The organism is Chromobacterium subtsugae, from assembly GCF_001676875.1.
In the GTDB taxonomy this organism is placed as follows: Bacteria; Pseudomonadota; Gammaproteobacteria; order Burkholderiales; family Chromobacteriaceae; genus Chromobacterium; species Chromobacterium subtsugae.
In genome coordinates this window covers 105,889-122,290 of record NZ_JYKA01000004.1, presented here as the reverse complement: position 1 = coordinate 122,290, position 16,402 = coordinate 105,889, and the positions used below count along the sequence as shown (strand labels likewise).

The 16,402-nt window shown below is 67.4% G+C and carries 12 protein-coding genes; 3 read left to right on the top strand and 9 right to left on the bottom strand.

Translation table 11 applies throughout. The annotated features are described in order from the left end of the window. Window positions 1-63: 63 nt before the first annotated feature. The 4 genes from MY55_RS06325 to MY55_RS06310 all read right to left on the bottom strand — a co-directional run bounded on the left by MY55_RS06325 (window position 64) and on the right by MY55_RS06310 (window position 3,872). Complete coding sequence (locus MY55_RS06325; protein WP_081284638.1) at window positions 64-675, bottom strand: porin; 612 nt, start codon at window positions 673-675, stop codon at window positions 64-66. 212 nt (window positions 676-887) lie between these two features. Continuing rightward, window positions 888-1,706, bottom strand: a complete 819-nt coding sequence (locus MY55_RS06320; protein WP_043576830.1) for an alpha/beta hydrolase — start codon at window positions 1,704-1,706, stop codon at window positions 888-890. 97 nt (window positions 1,707-1,803) lie between these two features. Beyond that, complete coding sequence (locus MY55_RS06315; protein WP_047237165.1) at window positions 1,804-3,156, bottom strand: ATP-binding protein; 1,353 nt, start codon at window positions 3,154-3,156, stop codon at window positions 1,804-1,806. Between the two features lie 2 nt (window positions 3,157-3,158). Continuing rightward, window positions 3,159-3,872: a winged helix-turn-helix domain-containing protein gene (locus MY55_RS06310; RefSeq protein ID WP_043576835.1), complete on the bottom strand. Its 714-nt coding sequence runs from the start codon at window positions 3,870-3,872 to the stop codon at window positions 3,159-3,161. A 177-nt stretch (window positions 3,873-4,049) separates the two neighbouring features. Between MY55_RS06310 and MY55_RS06305 the strand changes: the two genes are divergently transcribed. Continuing rightward, window positions 4,050-6,116 (top strand): carbon starvation CstA family protein, encoded by a 2,067-nt coding sequence (locus tag MY55_RS06305; protein ID WP_047237167.1) that lies wholly within the window; start codon window positions 4,050-4,052, stop codon window positions 6,114-6,116. Then, a complete protein-coding gene (locus MY55_RS06300; protein WP_047237168.1) occupies window positions 6,109-6,297 on the top strand; it encodes a YbdD/YjiX family protein in 189 nt (62 codons plus the stop codon). The genes MY55_RS06305 and MY55_RS06300 overlap by 8 nt, the downstream gene beginning before the upstream one ends. 162 nt (window positions 6,298-6,459) lie before the next feature. Here the strand turns inward: MY55_RS06300 and MY55_RS06295 are convergent, their stop codons facing one another. After that, the gene (locus MY55_RS06295) at window positions 6,460-10,053 is read right to left on the bottom strand and encodes a DUF2339 domain-containing protein (protein ID WP_065202117.1); all 3,594 of its coding nucleotides are present in this window, start codon (window positions 10,051-10,053) and stop codon (window positions 6,460-6,462) included. Window positions 10,054-10,142: 89 nt separating this feature from the next. Continuing rightward, entirely contained in the window at window positions 10,143-11,168 is a 1,026-nt protein-coding gene (locus tag MY55_RS06290; protein ID WP_043576842.1) for a YeiH family protein, read from the bottom strand. A gap of 114 nt (window positions 11,169-11,282) precedes the next feature. On the opposite strand from MY55_RS06290, the gene MY55_RS06285 reads away from it, so the two are divergent. Next, window positions 11,283-12,152 carry a LysR family transcriptional regulator gene (locus MY55_RS06285; RefSeq protein ID WP_080964078.1) on the top strand — a complete coding sequence of 290 codons (870 nt, stop codon included), beginning with the start codon at window positions 11,283-11,285 and terminating at the stop codon, window positions 12,150-12,152. 48 nt (window positions 12,153-12,200) lie between these two features. Here the strand turns inward: MY55_RS06285 and MY55_RS06280 are convergent, their stop codons facing one another. Genes MY55_RS06280 through MY55_RS06270 form a run of 3 tightly spaced genes read right to left on the bottom strand, consistent with a single transcriptional unit; the run spans window position 12,201 to window position 16,324 of the window. Then, window positions 12,201-13,733, bottom strand: coding sequence for a DHA2 family efflux MFS transporter permease subunit (locus MY55_RS06280; protein ID WP_047237169.1), 1,533 nt, complete (start codon window positions 13,731-13,733; stop codon window positions 12,201-12,203). Between the two features lie 13 nt (window positions 13,734-13,746). Beyond that, a complete protein-coding gene (locus tag MY55_RS06275) occupies window positions 13,747-14,901 on the bottom strand; it encodes an EmrA/EmrK family multidrug efflux transporter periplasmic adaptor subunit (protein WP_047237170.1) in 1,155 nt (384 codons plus the stop codon). A gap of 13 nt (window positions 14,902-14,914) precedes the next feature. Further along, window positions 14,915-16,324 carry an efflux transporter outer membrane subunit gene (locus MY55_RS06270; protein ID WP_244270661.1) on the bottom strand — a complete coding sequence of 470 codons (1,410 nt, stop codon included), beginning with the start codon at window positions 16,322-16,324 and terminating at the stop codon, window positions 14,915-14,917. Window positions 16,325-16,402: the final 78 nt, after the last annotated feature.

The window sequence follows — 16,402 nt, the reverse complement described above, 5'->3', positions numbered from 1 at the left end:
GCGGCGATGAGGCGGAGGGGCAATGAAAATTGCCCGCCGGGCGGCGGGCAATCGGGAGCGGGCTTAGAACTGGTAGCTCAGGCCGGCTTTCAGCGCGCTTTGGCCGGAGGTCTTGACCAGCGAGTAGCCGTTGTATTGCAGGTCCATGGCGCCCGCCAGATATTCGAACTCACCGCGCAGCGCCAGTTGCTTGCTCAGCGCGTAGTGGGCGCCGAAACCGAAGCCGGCGCGGGTGCGGTTGAAGTCCTGGCTGTCGCTGCCGAGGCTGACCTTGGTCTGCACGCGGTTCAGGCTGAGGCGGCCGAACAGCTCCACCTTGTCGTTGATCGGCAGGAAGGTCAGCAGCGACGCGCGCACCGCGGTGGTGGCGGCGCTGAGATTGCCGTTGACGCAGGACAGGAACCCGCAGAAGTTGAAGTTGGCGTCGCTCTTGCCGAAATCGGCATAGCTGACTTCGACGGCCAGGCTGCGGTCAAAGCGATAGCCGGCGCCCATTTCCCAGGCGGCGTCGGTTTGCTTGCCAGAGTTGACGCTGGCGCTGCTCGGCAGGTTGTCGCCGCGCTCGATGGTGGAATACGATGCGCCGGCAGTGCCGAATGCGTAGGCGCCAAGATCGGCGGCGTGGGCGCTCAGGGCGCTCAGGGCCATTACGGAAGCAGCGAGTGGTTTTTTCATTTCCAGTGCCAAATGTTGCTGAAGTGTTAACGAGGGCGGCGATTATGATTCAAACGCCGCTTGGTTGCAAACTATTGCAAGCTATTGTTTTTGATTTGATTTTTTGAATGGAATTTGCAATTCCAAAGGAATGTTCGATACGGGCGGCGAATAAAAAAAGCCCGCCGGCCAGGGGCGGGCGGGTTGCGCGGCAGCGCGCGGCGGGGCCGGTGTCAGGCGGCGGCGAAGGCCGTCCAGCCGCAGGGTTGCTCGGCGCTTTGCTGGCGGGCGTGGCTGTTGAAGAACTTCAGGCTGCGCTGCAGCACCTCGGCGCGCTCGTTGTCCACCATCACCATGTGGTAGCTGTTGGACAGCGGCATGAAGTCCACCGGGCCGCCCAGGTATTGCAGCAGGTAGTGGGCGGAGCGCGGGCTGGTGATGTCGTCCTCGTCGGCGTGGACGATCAGCGTCGGACAGGTGATTTCGGCCAGACGCGGCATCAGCTGGCGGCGCAGGCGGTCCACTTCGCGGATGCACATCAGCGGAATGTAGGCGTAGTGGAAGCGGTCGCCGCGCTCGAAGCGCTGCTGGATGGCTTTGCGGATGCGGGCGTTCTTGATGCCGAACGGGGAGACTTCCGGCACGCGCATCTTCTTGGCCAGCTGCGGCAGGCAGTACACCGCGTGGCGCAGCCAGGTCAGCTTGGGCAGGCTCCAGCCATCGAGGAACATCGGCGGCGCGTACAGCGCCAGCTTGTCCTGATGCTTTTCCCGGCGCGCCACTTCCAGCGCCACCAGGCCGCCCAGACAAACGCCGGCCAGGTGCACCACCTTGTGCTTGGCCTTCAACGCGCGGTATTCGCTGCGAATGCTTTCCACCCACTCTTCCCAGCCGACGCCGAGAAGATCTTCCGGGCTGCCACCGTGTCCGGGCAGTACCGGAGAGTGGGTGACAATGTCGGCGTCTTCCAGTGTGCGGCCGAGCGCGCCCAGATCGTAGGCGGTGCCACCCAGGCCGTGCACCAGCAATGCCGCCGGTCTTGAGGAAACCATTCGCAATAATCCTTAACGTTTTAGATGTGTGAATTATCCGCAAGGCGGCGCAAGTGGTCTGTTGGCTTCCTGTCGGCGGATTGTGACAGTGAGTGACTTATGGCTGGCGCGCGTCCGGTTGCGCAATGATCATGCGGAAACGGGCGCCGCCCAGCTCGCTGGCGCCGGCGCTGGCGTGGCCCAGATGGTGTTCGGCGATCAGCCGCACGAAGGACAGGCCCAGGCCGTGGCCGCCGGTGGCGCGGTCGCGGCTGCGGTCCAAGCGCAGGAAGGGTTCGAAAACCTTCTCGCGGTCGGCCTCCGGAATGCCGCAGCCGTCGTCGTCCACTTCGATGATCAATTGCGACCCCTGGTGGTAGACCCGCATCCTGACCTGTTGCTGCGCGTACTTGAAGGCGTTCAGCAGCAGGTTGCGGGTGGCGATGTACATCAGCTTGCGGTCGAAGGCGCCTTCTTCGCGCGCGCAGTCCAGCGTCAATTCCAGGCCGGGCGGCTTCAGCGGGGTGACCAGGTCGATCAGGTCGTCGAACCAGTCGAACAGGTCTATCGTCTCCAGGTGCAGCGGCACTTCACTGCGCTTGAGTTTGGCGAACTCCATGCTGGTGCTGATCAGCTCTTCCAGTTCCTGCAGATCGCGCTCCATGCCGTCGCGGTAGCGCTGCCATTCGGCCGCATCCTCTTCTTCCTCCAGCATGGTCAGACCGAAGCGCAGCCGGGCGATCGGGGTGCGGATTTCGTGGGCGATGGCGTGCGACAGCGCCTGGCGCGTCTCCAGCTGGCGCTCCAGCCGCGAGGCCATGCTGTTGAAGGCCAGCGGCAGCGGCGCGAACAGCCGGCTCTTGGCGGTGCGGGCGCGGGCGCTGAAGTCGCCCTCGGCGAACACTTCGGCGGTGCGGCGCACTTCCAGCAGGTCTTTCCACAAGGGCTGCAGGCTGAAATAGAGCAGGGTGCCCAGCGTGGCGCCGGACAGCAGCATCCAGATCAGCAGCACTTCGATGTCTTCGCTGATCCAGTTGCTGTCGCTGGACTGCACGTCCAGCGGCCCCAGCGCCAGCAGGCGCGGGCTGCCGGGCAGGGTGGCGTACAGCAGCTGGTTGTCGCCGTCGAGGTAAGGCTTGCCTTGCCGCAGCTGCGGGCGGGCGTCGCGCTCCAGTTCGGCCGGCAGCTGGTCGACCAGCTTCAGCGGGTAGCTGAAGCGGCTGGCCATCGCCGCCAGCTGGGTGTCCCAATCCTGCGGCGGCTGCGCCTGCAGGCGGTCGCGCAGCAGCGCGATGGTGCCGTTCATGAATTCGAGCTTGCTGACCTGGTCGCTCTTCTCGTACAGCTTGGTCACCAGGAAGCCGAAGCCGATGATGATCAACAGCTGCACCAGCATGGTGGCCAGGAAGTAGCGGGCGAACAAGGTCCCCAGCGATGGCTTGAGCCAGCTGCGCAGGTTCTTCGACGGCATGCCTATTCCCAATCGCTGCGCGAGAACAGATAGCCTTTGCCGCGCACGGTCTTGATCCGCGCCGGCGCGTCGGGGTTGTCGCCCAGCTTGCGGCGCAGCCGCGAGATGCGGGCGTCGATCGAGCGGTCGAGGCCGTCGAAGCCGATGCCGCGCAATTCGCTCATGATGTCGTCGCGCGACAGCACCTGGCCGGCGTGGGTGGCCAGCAGCCACAAGAGGTCGAATTCGGCGGTGGTCAGCTCGATCTGCTCATCGCCCAATAGCGCCTCGCGGGTGGCCTGGCTGATGTTGAACTGGCCGAAGGCGATGCAATCGTTCTCCACCGCCACGCCGCCGCCGTCCTGGCGGGCGGCGCCGCTGCGCCTGAGCAGCGCGCGGATGCGCGCCAGCAGCCGGCGCGGCTCCACCGGCTTGGCCAGGTAGTCGTCGGCGCCCAGCTCCAGGCCCAGGATTTCGTCCACATCCTCGTCGCGCGCGGTCATCATCAGGATGCGGCCGCCGTAGTGCGGGCGCACGTCGCGGCAGACGTCGAAGCCTTCCTTGCCCGGCAGCATCACGTCCAGCACCACCAGATCGGGACGCGTGTCCAGGATGGCCGCCGGCGCGGTGTCGCCGCGGCCGTGCAGGCTGACCTGGTAGCCGTGCTTGGTCAGATAGGCGGCGATCAGCTCGGCCAGCCTGGCATCGTCTTCCACGATGAGAATGTGTTGTGCCATTGCGTACGTATTCCGCGTCATCGAACAAAAATAGTAACACGCGTTTGAATGCCTGACAGGCTTGTGTTTCACCTATCATGACGACAGAATCAATAATGTAGAACCACACCCGGATGCAGACCGGCAGATGGGCTGCCGATCGCGTGAGCTGGGGGAGAGAGAGAACAGGACTTCCTTATGCAACAACTCAAGCAGTGCGTCGTCTGGCTGCTGGTGGCGCTGGCGGGGGCCACGGCCTTCGCGATGGTGGCGCTGAACCGGGGCGAGACGATCAACGCGGTCTGGCTGGTGGTGGCGGCCTTGTCGGTTTATGCCATCGCCTATCGCTTCTACAGCCGCTTCATCGCCGACAAGGTGCTGGAGCTGGACGCGCGCCGGCTGACGCCGGCCGAGAAGTTCAACGACGGGCTCGACTACGTGCCCACCAACAAATGGGTGGTGTTCGGCCACCACTTCGCCGCCATCGCCGGCGCCGGCCCGCTGGTGGGCCCGGTGCTGGCCGCGCAGATGGGCTATCTGCCCGGCACCTTGTGGATTCTGGTCGGGGTGATGCTGGCCGGCGCGGTGCAGGACTTCATGATCCTGTTCCTGTCGATGCGCCGCGACGGCAAGTCGCTGGGCGAGATGATACGCCAGGAGCTGGGCGACATTCCCGGCGTCATCGCCTCCATCGGCGTGCTGATGATCATGGTGATCCTGCTGGCGGTATTGGCGCTGGTGGTGGTCAAGGCGCTGGCCGACAGCCCGTGGGGCACCTTCACCATCGCCTGCACCATTCCGATCGCGCTGTTCATGGGCGTGTACACCCGCTTCATCCGGCCGGGCAAGATCGGCGAGGTGTCGGTGCTTGGCTTCATCCTGCTGATGCTGGCCATCGTCTACGGCGGCGACGTCGCCAAGAGCGCCACGCTGGCGCCGCTGTTCACGCTGAAGGGCACCACGCTCGCCTGGACGCTGATCGGCTACGGCTTCATCGCTTCGGTGCTGCCGGTATGGCTGCTGCTGGCGCCGCGCGATTACCTGTCCACCTTCCTCAAGATCGGCACCATCGTCGGCCTGGCCATCGGCATCCTGATCGTGGCGCCGCAGCTGCACATGCCGTCGGTCACCAAGTTCATCGACGGCAGCGGCCCGGTGTTCGCCGGCAATCTGTTCCCCTTCTTGTTCATCACCATCGCCTGCGGCTCGGTGTCGGGCTTCCACGCGCTGGTGGCCTCCGGCACCACGCCCAAGCTGGTGGAGAGCGAAACCCAGGCGCGGATGATAGGCTACGGCGCGATGCTGGTGGAAAGCTTCGTCGCTATCATGGCGCTGATCGCCGCCTGCGTGCTGGACCCGGGCGTCTACTTCGCGATGAACAGCCCGGCGGCGCTGATCGGCAAGACCGCGGCCGACGCCGCCCAGGCGATTTCCGGCTGGGGCTTCATCGTCACGCCGGACATGCTGACCCAGCTGGCCGCCGACGTCGGCGAGCACACCATCCTGTCGCGGGCCGGCGGCGCGCCGACGCTGGCGGTGGGCATGGCCCACATCCTGTCCGGGGCGATAGGCGGCAAGGCGATGATGGCGTTCTGGTACCACTTCGCCATCCTGTTCGAGGCGCTGTTCATCCTCACCACCGTCGACGCCGGCACCCGGGTGCTGCGCTTCATGATCCAGGACCTGTTGGGCTTCTTCATCAAGCCGATGGCCAACACCGAGTCCTGGGGCGCCAACCTGGTGGCCACCGGCCTGGCGGTGGGCGCCTGGGGCTACTTCCTGTACCAGGGCGTGGTCGACCCGCTGGGCGGCATCAACACGCTGTGGCCGCTGTTCGGCATCGCCAACCAGATGCTGGCGGGCATCGCGCTGATGCTGGCCACGGTGGTGCTGGTGAAAATGCAGAAGACCCGCTACGTGTGGGTGACGGCCATTCCCACCGCCTGGCTGCTGCTGGCCACTCTGGTGGCGGGCTGGCAGAAGCTGTTCCATGAAAGCCCCAAGATCAGCTTCCTGACCCATGCCGACAAATTCTCCGCCGCCGCGGCCAAGGGCCAGCTGCTGGCGCCGGCGAAAAGCATGGCGCAGATGCAGCAGATCATCTTCAATGATTATGTGGACGCCGCGTTGACCGCGATGTTCATGGCGGTGGTGTTGTCGATGCTGGTGTTCGGCATCCATGTGATCCGCAAGTCGCTGGCGGTGAAGTGGGCGACGGCCAAGGAAGTGCCGGCGGTTTACCGGCAAGGAGGCGTAGATGGCTGAGGTATGGCGGGCGATGGTGCAGACCGCCCGGTTGATGGTGGGGCAGCGCGACTACGATCTGTACGTCGGCCGCCGCCGCCGTTTCGACCCGGACGCCCAGGTGATGAGCCGCGAAGAGTTCTTCCGCTACTGCCAGGAGCAGCGCTACGGCGGCAAGAGCATGAAGAAATGCCCGTGCTGAGTTAGCGCGGTTGCTTTGGAGAACGCCCGGCTTGAGCCGGGCGTTCTCATTTCTGCCGTGGGTTTTGGCCAGCGGGCTCGCGGATCAGGCGGCAACCGATCCGGCCGGGCGGGAGACGGCGAGACGAGGATGGCCGCGCGTCAGGATGACCGGCGGCGCGGGTCACGGCCTATCCTGTTCCGGCTGGTGGGCGCGCGGCGGCAGCGGCGACAGATAGCCGATCAGCAGGAACAGCAGGCCGACGCCGATGAAGCTGACGATGCGGGCGATGCTGCCCACCGAAGCCAGGTCCACCGCGAACAGCTTGGCCACCACCAGCATCAGCAAGGCGCCGCCGCACAGCCAGGGCAGGCGCTGGCCGCGGCGGGTGGCGGCCACCATCAGGCCCAGCGCCGCCAGCGTCCAGCCCAGCGACAGCGTCGCCTGGGCGAGGGTGGAGTGCAGCAGCGCGCCGAAGCGGTAAGGGATGTCCAGCCAATGGTGCAGGCTGCGCAGCGCCACGGCGTTGCCGAACAGGAACAGCCAGCCGCCGGCCAGCCAGCGCAGCCAGGGCTCCAGCGGCGCGCAGCGCAGCAGGCCGCGTTTCCAGTTCAGCCAGCAGGCGGCGAATACGGCCAGTTGGGACAGATCCATCAAGTTCAGCAGCGGCAGGTGCGGCAAGGGCAGCAGCCGCTCGCCCTGCAGGTTGGCCAGCACGCTCCACAGCAGCAGCACCGGGCTGAGCAGGCGCAGCAGGCTGGCGGTCACCGCGGCCGCTCCCTCGCGGCCGGCCGCCAGCCGCGGCGCGGCCAGGGCCAGCAGCGCCCAGCACAGCATCAGCACAGTCAGCGGCAGCGGCGAGCGCAAGGCGGCGTCCAGCCGGTAGTCGACGCCCTGCCAGTGATGGAAGGCGCGCATCACGATGGCGCAGCCGAAGGCGAGCAGCCAGGCCGCGATCGCGTAGTCCAGCCAAGGCAAGGAGCGGGGGCGGGGGAAGCCGGCGCGGCGCCAGTTGAGCCAGACGCAGGCCAGCACCGCCAGTTGCGCCAGCTCCAGCGGGTTGAGCAAGGGCAGCCACGGCAGCAGCAGCGGCGAGCCGGTTTCCAAATTGGCCAGCAGCATCCACAGCAGCAGGACGGCGCCGGCGGCCGCGCTCCACCAGGCGACGACGCGGCCGCTCTCGCGGCCGGCCGCCAGCCGCGGCGCCAGCAGCGCCAGCGCGCACCAGCCCAGCGCCAGAACGATGCGGCTGTCGGAAGCGCTCCACAGCATGTCCAGCGAATAGGGCAGGCCGGCCCAGTGATGGAAGGCGCGCAGCACATCGGCGCTGACCGCCAGCAGGATGGCCGGGCACAGCAGCCAGGCGGCCGCGGCGCGCGGCTGCGTCGGCCAGTGCCGGTTCAGGCGCAGCAGCCAGGCGCACAGCGCCAGCAGGCTGAAGCCGACGGCGAGGTCCAGCGGATTGAGCAGCGGCAGCCACGGCAGCGGGGCTGGATTGCCATCGGACAGCAGCGACCATAGCATCCAGCCCGCCAGCGCCGGGAAGAGCGGCGCTGGGCCGTAGCCTAGGTAGGCGGCGCGGTGGCGGCGCACCGGCCATTCCAGCCGGCTCAGCGGTCCGCCCAGCAACAGCAGCGCGCTGGCCGCGAACGGGAAGGCCACGTGGCGCCAGACGCCGTCCGGCAGCCATTGCCACAGCCAGCCGCCGGCTTCGCGCGCCAGCAGCGCGACCAGCGCCCATTGCCAGCAGGCGTGCAGCCAGCCGGCGTCGGCGGTTTCCTCTTCGTGGCGGCGCAGCAGCCATAGCGAAGCGGCCAGCGCGGCGGGCGCCGCCAGCCAACCCAGTTCCGACAGCCGCTGCAGGTAAGGCAAGGCGCCGAGCAGGCTCCAGCCCAGCGTCAGCGCCGGCAGCGCCAGCGCCGGATAGGCGAGCAGCTTCCAGTCCAGCCGGCGCCGCAGTAGGCCGCAAGCCAGCGCGCTGGCGCAGAGCAGCAGCATGACGCCATCGGCCAGGTAACCGGCCGGCAGGTACAGCTTCAATTCGCGGATGCCGCCGCCCAGCCACCACAGGCCGGCCCAGACGGCCAGCCAGGACGGCGGCACGGCGGCGTTTCCGCCGCGGCGTTGCAACTGCCAGCCGCTGAACAGCCCGGAGGCTGCCAGCAGCAGGCAGGCGATCAACGAAGCGTTCAGCACCGGCCAGCCAGCGGCCTGGGCGGGCAGATGGCTCAGGCAGGCGGCGCCGGCGCACAGCTGCAGGCCTAGGGCGAACCAGAGGCCGAGGCGGCGATTCTGGCGCAGGCTGACCCACAGCAGGCCGGCGCCTTCCACCGCCCACAGCGCGGTGGTGACGCGGCCATCGAAGGCCAGCGGCACCGCCAGCGTGGCGAAGATCACGCCCAACGCCAGGAAGCATTCCGCCAGCAGCGGCAAGGCGGCGCGGCGGCGCAGCCAGAAGGTCAGCAGCAGATAGACCGCGGCCAACGCCAGCGCGAACCAGGCCATGCCGAAATCGGTATGGCGCAGCAGGCCGGCCGCCAGCCCGGCGGTGACCAGCGGCGTGCCGAATACCAGTGTGCCGTCGACGTAATGGCGCAGGGCCAGGCCCTGGCGCAGCCCGTACAGCACGGCGATGCCGAGGTAGAAGCCGAAGAACAGTGCCAGGAAGGGCAGCGTGCTGGCCAGCTGCTCCGGCTGGTACTGCAACACGCCCCAGGCGGTGGCGATGACGAAGGTGAAGGAGAATCCCAGCAGGTTCAGGCTGCGCCAGGACCTGCGCCAGGCGATGCCGAAGATGCCGGCGTTGAGCAGCGCGTAGTAGCTGAACAGCAGCACGTGGCTGCCGCCGCCGGTCGAGGTGAGGATCGGGGCGAGGAAGCCGCCGGTGATGCCCATCCCGGCCAACGACGGCGCGTCCTGGCGTATCGCCAGCCAGGCGCTGGCGGCGCCGAGCAGCACCAGGAAGGCCAACGTCAGGCCCGGCGGCAACAGCTGGAAGAACTTCAGCGTGACGAAGGCGGTGATGTACAGCGTGCCGACTCCGCCGCCTTGCAGGATCAGCGCGTAGCCGCGGCGCTTCAGCCGTAGCCGCCAGCCGGCGGCCAGCAGCGCGCAACCGCCCAGCGCCACGCCGGCCAGGCGCAGTTCTATCGGCAGCAGGCTGTTGTCGGCCGCGTATTTGAGCAGGAAGGCGAAGCCGAAGAACAGCAGCAGCATGCCGACCCGCACCACGCTATTGCCGCCCAGCAGCCAGGCGCGCGCGTACTGCCAGCCGCGCTCCAGCAGGGTGGGAGCGGAGGGTCTTGCGGGCGCGATGTCCGGCGCGGCGCGGACGGGTTGAGGCGCCGGCGGGGTCTGGGCATGAGGCGGCCCGACCTCTTCCCACTCGATCTCGAGCGGCGGCTCCTGGGGAGGAGGTTCTGGCGCGGGGAGCGGCGGAGGTTCCTGCGGGGCAGGCGGCGGCGCTTCGTCCGGCTCCACGGGCCGCCAGCTGTAGTCGGGAGCGGCCGGGGCGGCGTCTGAGCGGGCGCGCGCTTGCTCGCGCAGCAACTCCACTTCTATCTCCAGCGCCTCCAGCCGCTGCTGCATCTGCCATAAGGTCAGGGCGCGGGAAGGCGGTTGGCCGGGAATGATTTCGCTATTGCCGCCGGCGCCGGCGGATTTGCCGAAGGCCAGGCTGACGATGCCGGCGATGGCTGCCAGGCTCAGCCCCAGCTCGATGCCGTCGGCGGCCGTGCCCAGCAGCAGGGCCAGCAGGGCGATGATCCAGTGTCGCATGCGGGGAATCTATGTCAATAAATTGGCAATATCTTATATGACGATAGTGTCCCGGTAAAACGACCCGGCGCGACGCGCCGGCAAAGGCTTCAGCGGATCAGCATGGCCACGCCGGCATTGATCAGCCCGCCGCCGACGATCAGCCAGCCGAACAGCATGCTGGCGAGCAGCAGCGGCTTGCTGCCGGCCTGGCGGATGGCCGACAGGTGGGTGGTGATGCCCAGCGCGCCCATCGCGGCGGCCAAGAGCAGGTTGTCCAGCGCGATGATCTGTCGCAGCAGCGCGTGCGGCAGCAGGTTGAAGGAGTTGAGTCCGGCCACGGCGAGGAAGGCGACGGCGAACCAGGGGATGGTGATGCCGGTCTTCTCGTGGCTGTTGCCGCGGTGCCGCTTCGCCAGCCAGGCGGACAGGCCGATCAGGAACGGCGCCAGCATCATCACCCGTATCATCTTGGTGATGACGGCGGTGTTCATCGCCGCGTCGCTGACCGACTTGCCGGCGGCGACCGCCTGGGCGACTTCATGGATGGTGGAGCCGGCGAACAGGCCGTAGCTGAATTCGGAAATGCCCAGATAGCGCACCGCCTCGTACATCAGCGGCCACAGGAACATCGCCGCGGTGCCGAACACCACCACGGTGGCCACCGCTACCGCCACTTTCTCGGCGTGCGCCTTCAGCACCGGCTCGGTGGCCAGCACCGCCGCCGCGCCGCAGATCGAGCTGCCGGCGCCGATCAGGATCACGCTCTGCTCGTCCAGGCCCAGCTTGTTGCGGCCGACCCAAAACGCCAGCAGGAAGGTGGAAGTCAGCACCAGCGCGTCGATCAGCACGCCGGAGAAGCCGACGGCGGCGATGTCCTGAAAGGTCAGCTTGAAGCCGAACAGGATGATGCCGGCGCGCAGCAGCTTTTGCTTGGAAAAGGCGATGCCGTGGTGGCTGGGGCCGGCGATGAAGCGGTAAACGGTGTTGCCGATCACCATGCCGCCGACGATGGCGAGGGTGAGGGCGGACAGGCCCAGGCTTTTCATCGCCGGCAGCTCGGCGGCCCAGATGGCGGCGGCGGCCAGGCCCAGCGCCAGCAGCAGGCCGGGCAGGATGTTTGAATGTTTGGTCATAAGTTAATGCCTCTTTGCTATATGACCAAGATACACCGCTGTATATCAGTAGAAAAACAGATAAAATTAATAGATATCAGTAGAAAAATCGATTAATTGATGGCGGAGACACGGATGAGCCTGCATATCAGCCTGCGCGAGCTGGAGGTATTCGTGGCGGTGGCGGAGCTGGACACGGTGACGCGCGCCGCCGACCGGGTGGCGCTGACGCAATCGGCCGCCAGCCAGGCGCTGTGCAAGCTGGAACAGGGGCTCGGCGCGCAGCTGTTCGACCGGGTGGGGCGCCGGCTGCTGCTCAACGAGCATGGCCGGCTGCTGCTGCCGCGCGCGCGCGCCTTGCTGGACGCGGCCGCCGATGTGCAGGGCCTGTTCGACGGCGACGCGCTGGCGCTGCGCGTCGGCGCCAGCACCACCATCGCCAATTACCTGCTGCCGCCGCTGCTGGCGGCCTTCCGCCGCGACTGGCCGCGGGCGCGGCTGGAGCTGGAGGTGGCCAATACCCGCGACATCGTCGAGGCGGTGGCGGCTTTCCGCGTGGACTTCGGCCTGATAGAAGGCCCGTGCCACCATCCGGAACTGCTGGCCAGCCCGTGGCGGCAGGACGAGCTGATCGTGTTCGCCGCCGCCGGCCATCCGCTGGCCGGGCGCAAGGTGGCGGCGGCGGAATTGGCGCAGGCGGAATGGATACTGCGCGAGGCCGGCTCCGGCACCCGCGAGGAGGTCGAGCGGGTGCTGCTGCCGCATTTGAGCCGGCTGGCGATCAGCATGGAGCTGGGCCACTCCGAGGCGATCAAGCACGCGGTGGCGGCGGGGCTGGGCGTCAGCTGCCTGTCGCGCCATGTGATCGCCGATCTGCTGGCCGCCGGCGCGGTGGCGGCGGTGGACGCCGACCTGCCGCCGCTGACGCGCACGCTGTACCGGGTGCAGCACCGCGACAAGTCGGCCAGCCGCGGCATGGCGGCCTTCGGCGGCCATCTGCAATGAAAAACGGGCAAAGCCGCGAAGCTTTGCCCGTTTCCTTGGCGCTGGCGCTCAGTGCGCGCCGCTGTCGCCGCCGGCGGCGGTGAACGGCGGCTTGGCGAGCCACACCAGCGCGATCAGCAGCACGAACAGGATGCCGGAGACCCAGAAGATCTCGTTGGCGGCCATGATGTAGCCCTGCTTGGTGACCTGCAGCTGGGTCAGCGCCTGCTGTTGGCCGGGGTTCAGGCCCAGCTTGCTCATGGCGCCGAACCAAGACACCGACTCCGGATCGTATTGCGTCACGTGTTCGGTCAGCTTGGAGTGGTGCAGCGCCTCGCGGCGGTCCCACATCGTGGTGGTGATCGAGGTGCCGATGCTGCCCGCCAGGATGCGCAGGAAATTCGACAGGCTGGACGCGCTGGCGATCCGCGACGGATGCAGGCCGGACAGCGTGATGGTGGTCAGCGGCATGAAGAAGCAGGCCACGCCTATGCCTTGCACCACCTGCGGCCACACCACGTAGGAGAAGTCCATGTCGGTGTTGAAGTTGCTGCGCCAGAAGAAGCAGATCGCGTAGACGCTGAAGCTGACCGTCACCACCCAGCGCATGTCCCAGCGGTGCGCGTTCTTACCGATGATGGGCGACAGCACCACCGGGATCAGGCCGATCGGCGCGGCGGCGAGGCCGGCCCAGGTGGCGGTGTAGCCCAGCTGGGTCTGCAGCATCAAGGGCAGCAGCACCACGGCGCCGAAGTACAGCATGAAGCCCAGGCTGATGGCGACGGTGCCGACGGTGAAGTTGCGCTGGCTGAACAGCGACAGGTCGACGATGGGGTGTTCCTCGCCCAGCTCCCAGATCACCAGGTAGACCAGCGCCAGCGCGGCGACCACCGCCAGGGTGACGACCTCGGCGGAGTTGAACCAGTCCAGCTCCTTGCCGCGGTCCAGCACCATCTGCAGCGAGCCGACGCCGATCACCAGCAAGGCCAGGCCGATCTTGTCGATCGGCAGGTCGACGGTGTCGGTTTCGCGCGGCTTCAGGATGCGCCAGGAAATGAAGGCGGCGGCGAGGCCCACCGGCACGTTGATGAAGAAGATCCAGCCCCAGTGCCAGTTGTCGCTGATGACGCCGCCCAGAATCGGGCCGAACACCGGCGCGACGATCACCGTCATCGCCCATAGCGCCAGTGCCATGCCTTTCTTCGCCGGTGGATAGCACGACAGCAGCAGGCTCTGCGACAGCGGAATCATCGGGCCGGCCACCGCGCCTTGCAGCACGCGGAACAGGATCAGCATTTCCAGGCTGCTGGACATGCCGCACAGCCAGGAGGTCAGCACGAACAGCAAGGTGGAGGCGGTGAACAGCTTCACCTCGCCGAAGCGCTTGGCCAGCCAGCCGGTCAACGGCACCGAGATGGCGTTGGCCACGCCGAACGAGGTGATCACCCAGGTGCCCTGGCTGGTGGCGGCGCCCAGGTTGCCCGAAATGGTGGGCAGCGCCACGTTGGCGATGGTGGTGTCCAGCACCTGCATGAACACCGACATCGACAGCGCCAGCGTGATCCAGACCAGTTTCGAGCCGGTCAGTGGCGGATGGTTCATGGCGACGGATTCCTTACTTGCCGGCAGCGGCGTTGGCGGCCAGGATCTCGGCCACCAGCTTGTCCGCCTGCTTCAGGTCGGGCAACGTGTTGTTGTTTTCGCTGGCGGCGGCGGCCGGCGCGGCTTCGGCCAGTGATTTGCCGTCCTGGTTGCTGGTGTCCACTACCGCGTCTATCGACAGGCCGACGCGCAGCGGGTGGTCTTTCAGTTCCTGCGGGTCCAGCGCGATGCGCACCGGCACGCGCTGCACCACCTTGATCCAGTTGCCGGTGGCGTTTTGCGGCGGCAGTAGCGAGAAGGCGCTGCCGCTGCCGGCGGACAGGCCTTGCACCTTGCCGTGGTAGACCACCTTGCCGCCGTAGAGATCTGACTTGATCTCCACCGGCTGGCCGACGCGGATCTTGGCCAGCTGGCCTTCCTTGAAGTTGGCGTCCACCCACAGGTTTTCCAGCGGCACCACCGCCATCAGCGGCGTGCCGGCGGCGATGCGCTGGCCCACTTGCACGTTGCGGCGCGCGATGGTGCCGGCCAGCGGCGCCTTGATCTCGGTGCGCTGCAGATTGAGCCAGGCTTCCTTCAGGCGGCTGGCGGCGGCCTTCACCGCCGGCTGCTGCGCCAGCGCGTCCTTGCCCACCAGCGCCAGGCCGGCCTTGGCCTGTTCCTGGGCGGCGGTCAGCGCGGCCTGGGCGGCGGCGACGGCGTCGCCGGCGTGGCCCAGCTCTTCAGCCGACATCGCTTCGCTGCCGGCCAGCAGCTTGCGGCGCTTCAGGTCGGCTTCGGCGCGGGATAGCTCGGCCTGGCGCAGCGCCACCTGGGCGTCCAGCTGCTGGGTATTGGCCATCAGCTGGCGGGTCTGGCGCACGGTCTGGGCGAATTCGTTGCGGGCGCGCTCGAAGGCCAGCTCGGCGTCGCTGTTGTCGTAGCTGACCAGCACCTGGCCGGCCTTGACTGCCTGGGTGTCGTCCACCAGCACCTTGGCGACGGTGCCGCCGACTTCCGGGGTGACCTGCACCAGATGGCCGGCGACATAGGCGTCGTCGGTGTTTTCCTGGTGGCTGAGCACCAGGCTCCAGTAAGCGCCGTAGCCGATGGCGATGGCGGCGAACAGGGTGGTGGCGACCAGCAGATTGCGTTTGCGGCTTTGCGCGGTTTCTAGTTTCTGATCCATTGCGATGATGTCCTTAGTGGCTGGCGGGCTGGGCTTGGAAGCCGCCGCCGAGCGCGGTGTTCAGGGAGGCCCAGGCCAGACGGTTGGCGGCCTTGGCGTCGATGTAGGCGGATTGCTGGCCGAGCAGCGCGTCTTGCGCGTCCAGCAGCGACAGCTTGTTGACCAGGCCGGCGCGCAGGCGCGATGCCATCGCGTCGTTGGCCTTGAGGCTGCTGGCCAGCGCGCGTTCGGCCTGCTTCAGCTGGCGCTGGCTGTTCTGCCAGCCGGACACCGAGTCGGCGGCGTCGCGCAGCGCGTCCAGCACGGTCTGGTTGTACTGCTGCACCGCCATGTCGTAGCCGGCCTGCTGTTTGGACAGGTTGGATTGCAACTGGCCGGAGTGGAACAGCGGCAGGTTGATCGCCGGCATGAAGCCCCACAGCGAGGAGCCGCTCTTGAACAGTTGGTCCATTTCCAGCGAGGTCTGGCCGGCGAACACCGTCAGCTTCACATTGGGGTAGAACTCGGCGCGGGCTTCCTTGACCGAGCTGTCCATCGCCTCGACGCGCGCGCGCTGGGCGGCGATGTCGGGACGGCGGCCCAGCAGGTTGGCGTCCAGGCTGTCCAGCTGCGGCGCCGGCGCCGGATCGAGTTTGCCCGGCTGCGGCGCGGCTTGCGCTTGCGGCCCCTGGCCGGTCAGCGCGGCCAGCGCGTGGCGGCTGCGCTCGATGTCGTTGGCGAACGCGCTTTGCTGCTGCAGCAGTTTTTCGATCGACACTTCGTTGCCGCGCTGATTGTCGCCGGGCAGGAGGCCGGCGTTGATGCGGGCCTGGGTCAGCTTCTCGCGGCTTTGCGCGATGGCCAGCCGCTGGGCCAGCAGATCGGCCTGGGCCTGGCTGCGCTGCAGCTGGGTGTATTGGGCGATCACCGCCTGGGTCAGCATCAGCCGGGTTTGCTCGCCTTCGAAAGCGATGGCCTGCTGCTGGCCCAGCGCGGCGCTGACCGCGGCGTGGTTCTTGCCCCAGAAATCGAATTCCCAGCTGCCGACCAGCGCCGCGGTGTAGGCGGTGACGTAGTCTTCATGCAGCAGCGGCTTGAGCTGGTCGGTGTGGATTTGCGCGACATTGGCGGTGGCGTCCAGCTGCGGGCCATCCTTGCTTTCCACGATGCCGACGGCGGCGCGGGCCTGGCGCAGGCGCGCGGCGGCCAGCTTCAGCGACGGCGCGTCTTTCAGCGCGCTGTCCACCAGCTGGTTCAGCGCCGGGTCGTTCAGTTGCTGCCACCAGTTGCCGCTCAGGTTCTGTTTGCCGGGGGCGGCCAGCTTCAGCTGTTCGGCGCTCAGCGCCTGATCGGGGGTGACATCGGGGCCGAAGCTGGCGCAGCCGCCGAGCACGGCGCTGATCAGCAGCACCCCGGCGGTCTGTGGCCAAGATTTCTTGTTCACCTTGTCGGTCTCCATCAATGATGTATGCGATGCAGTGATATATCTGATGATAATCACACTGGTTATTATTTGAGCGAA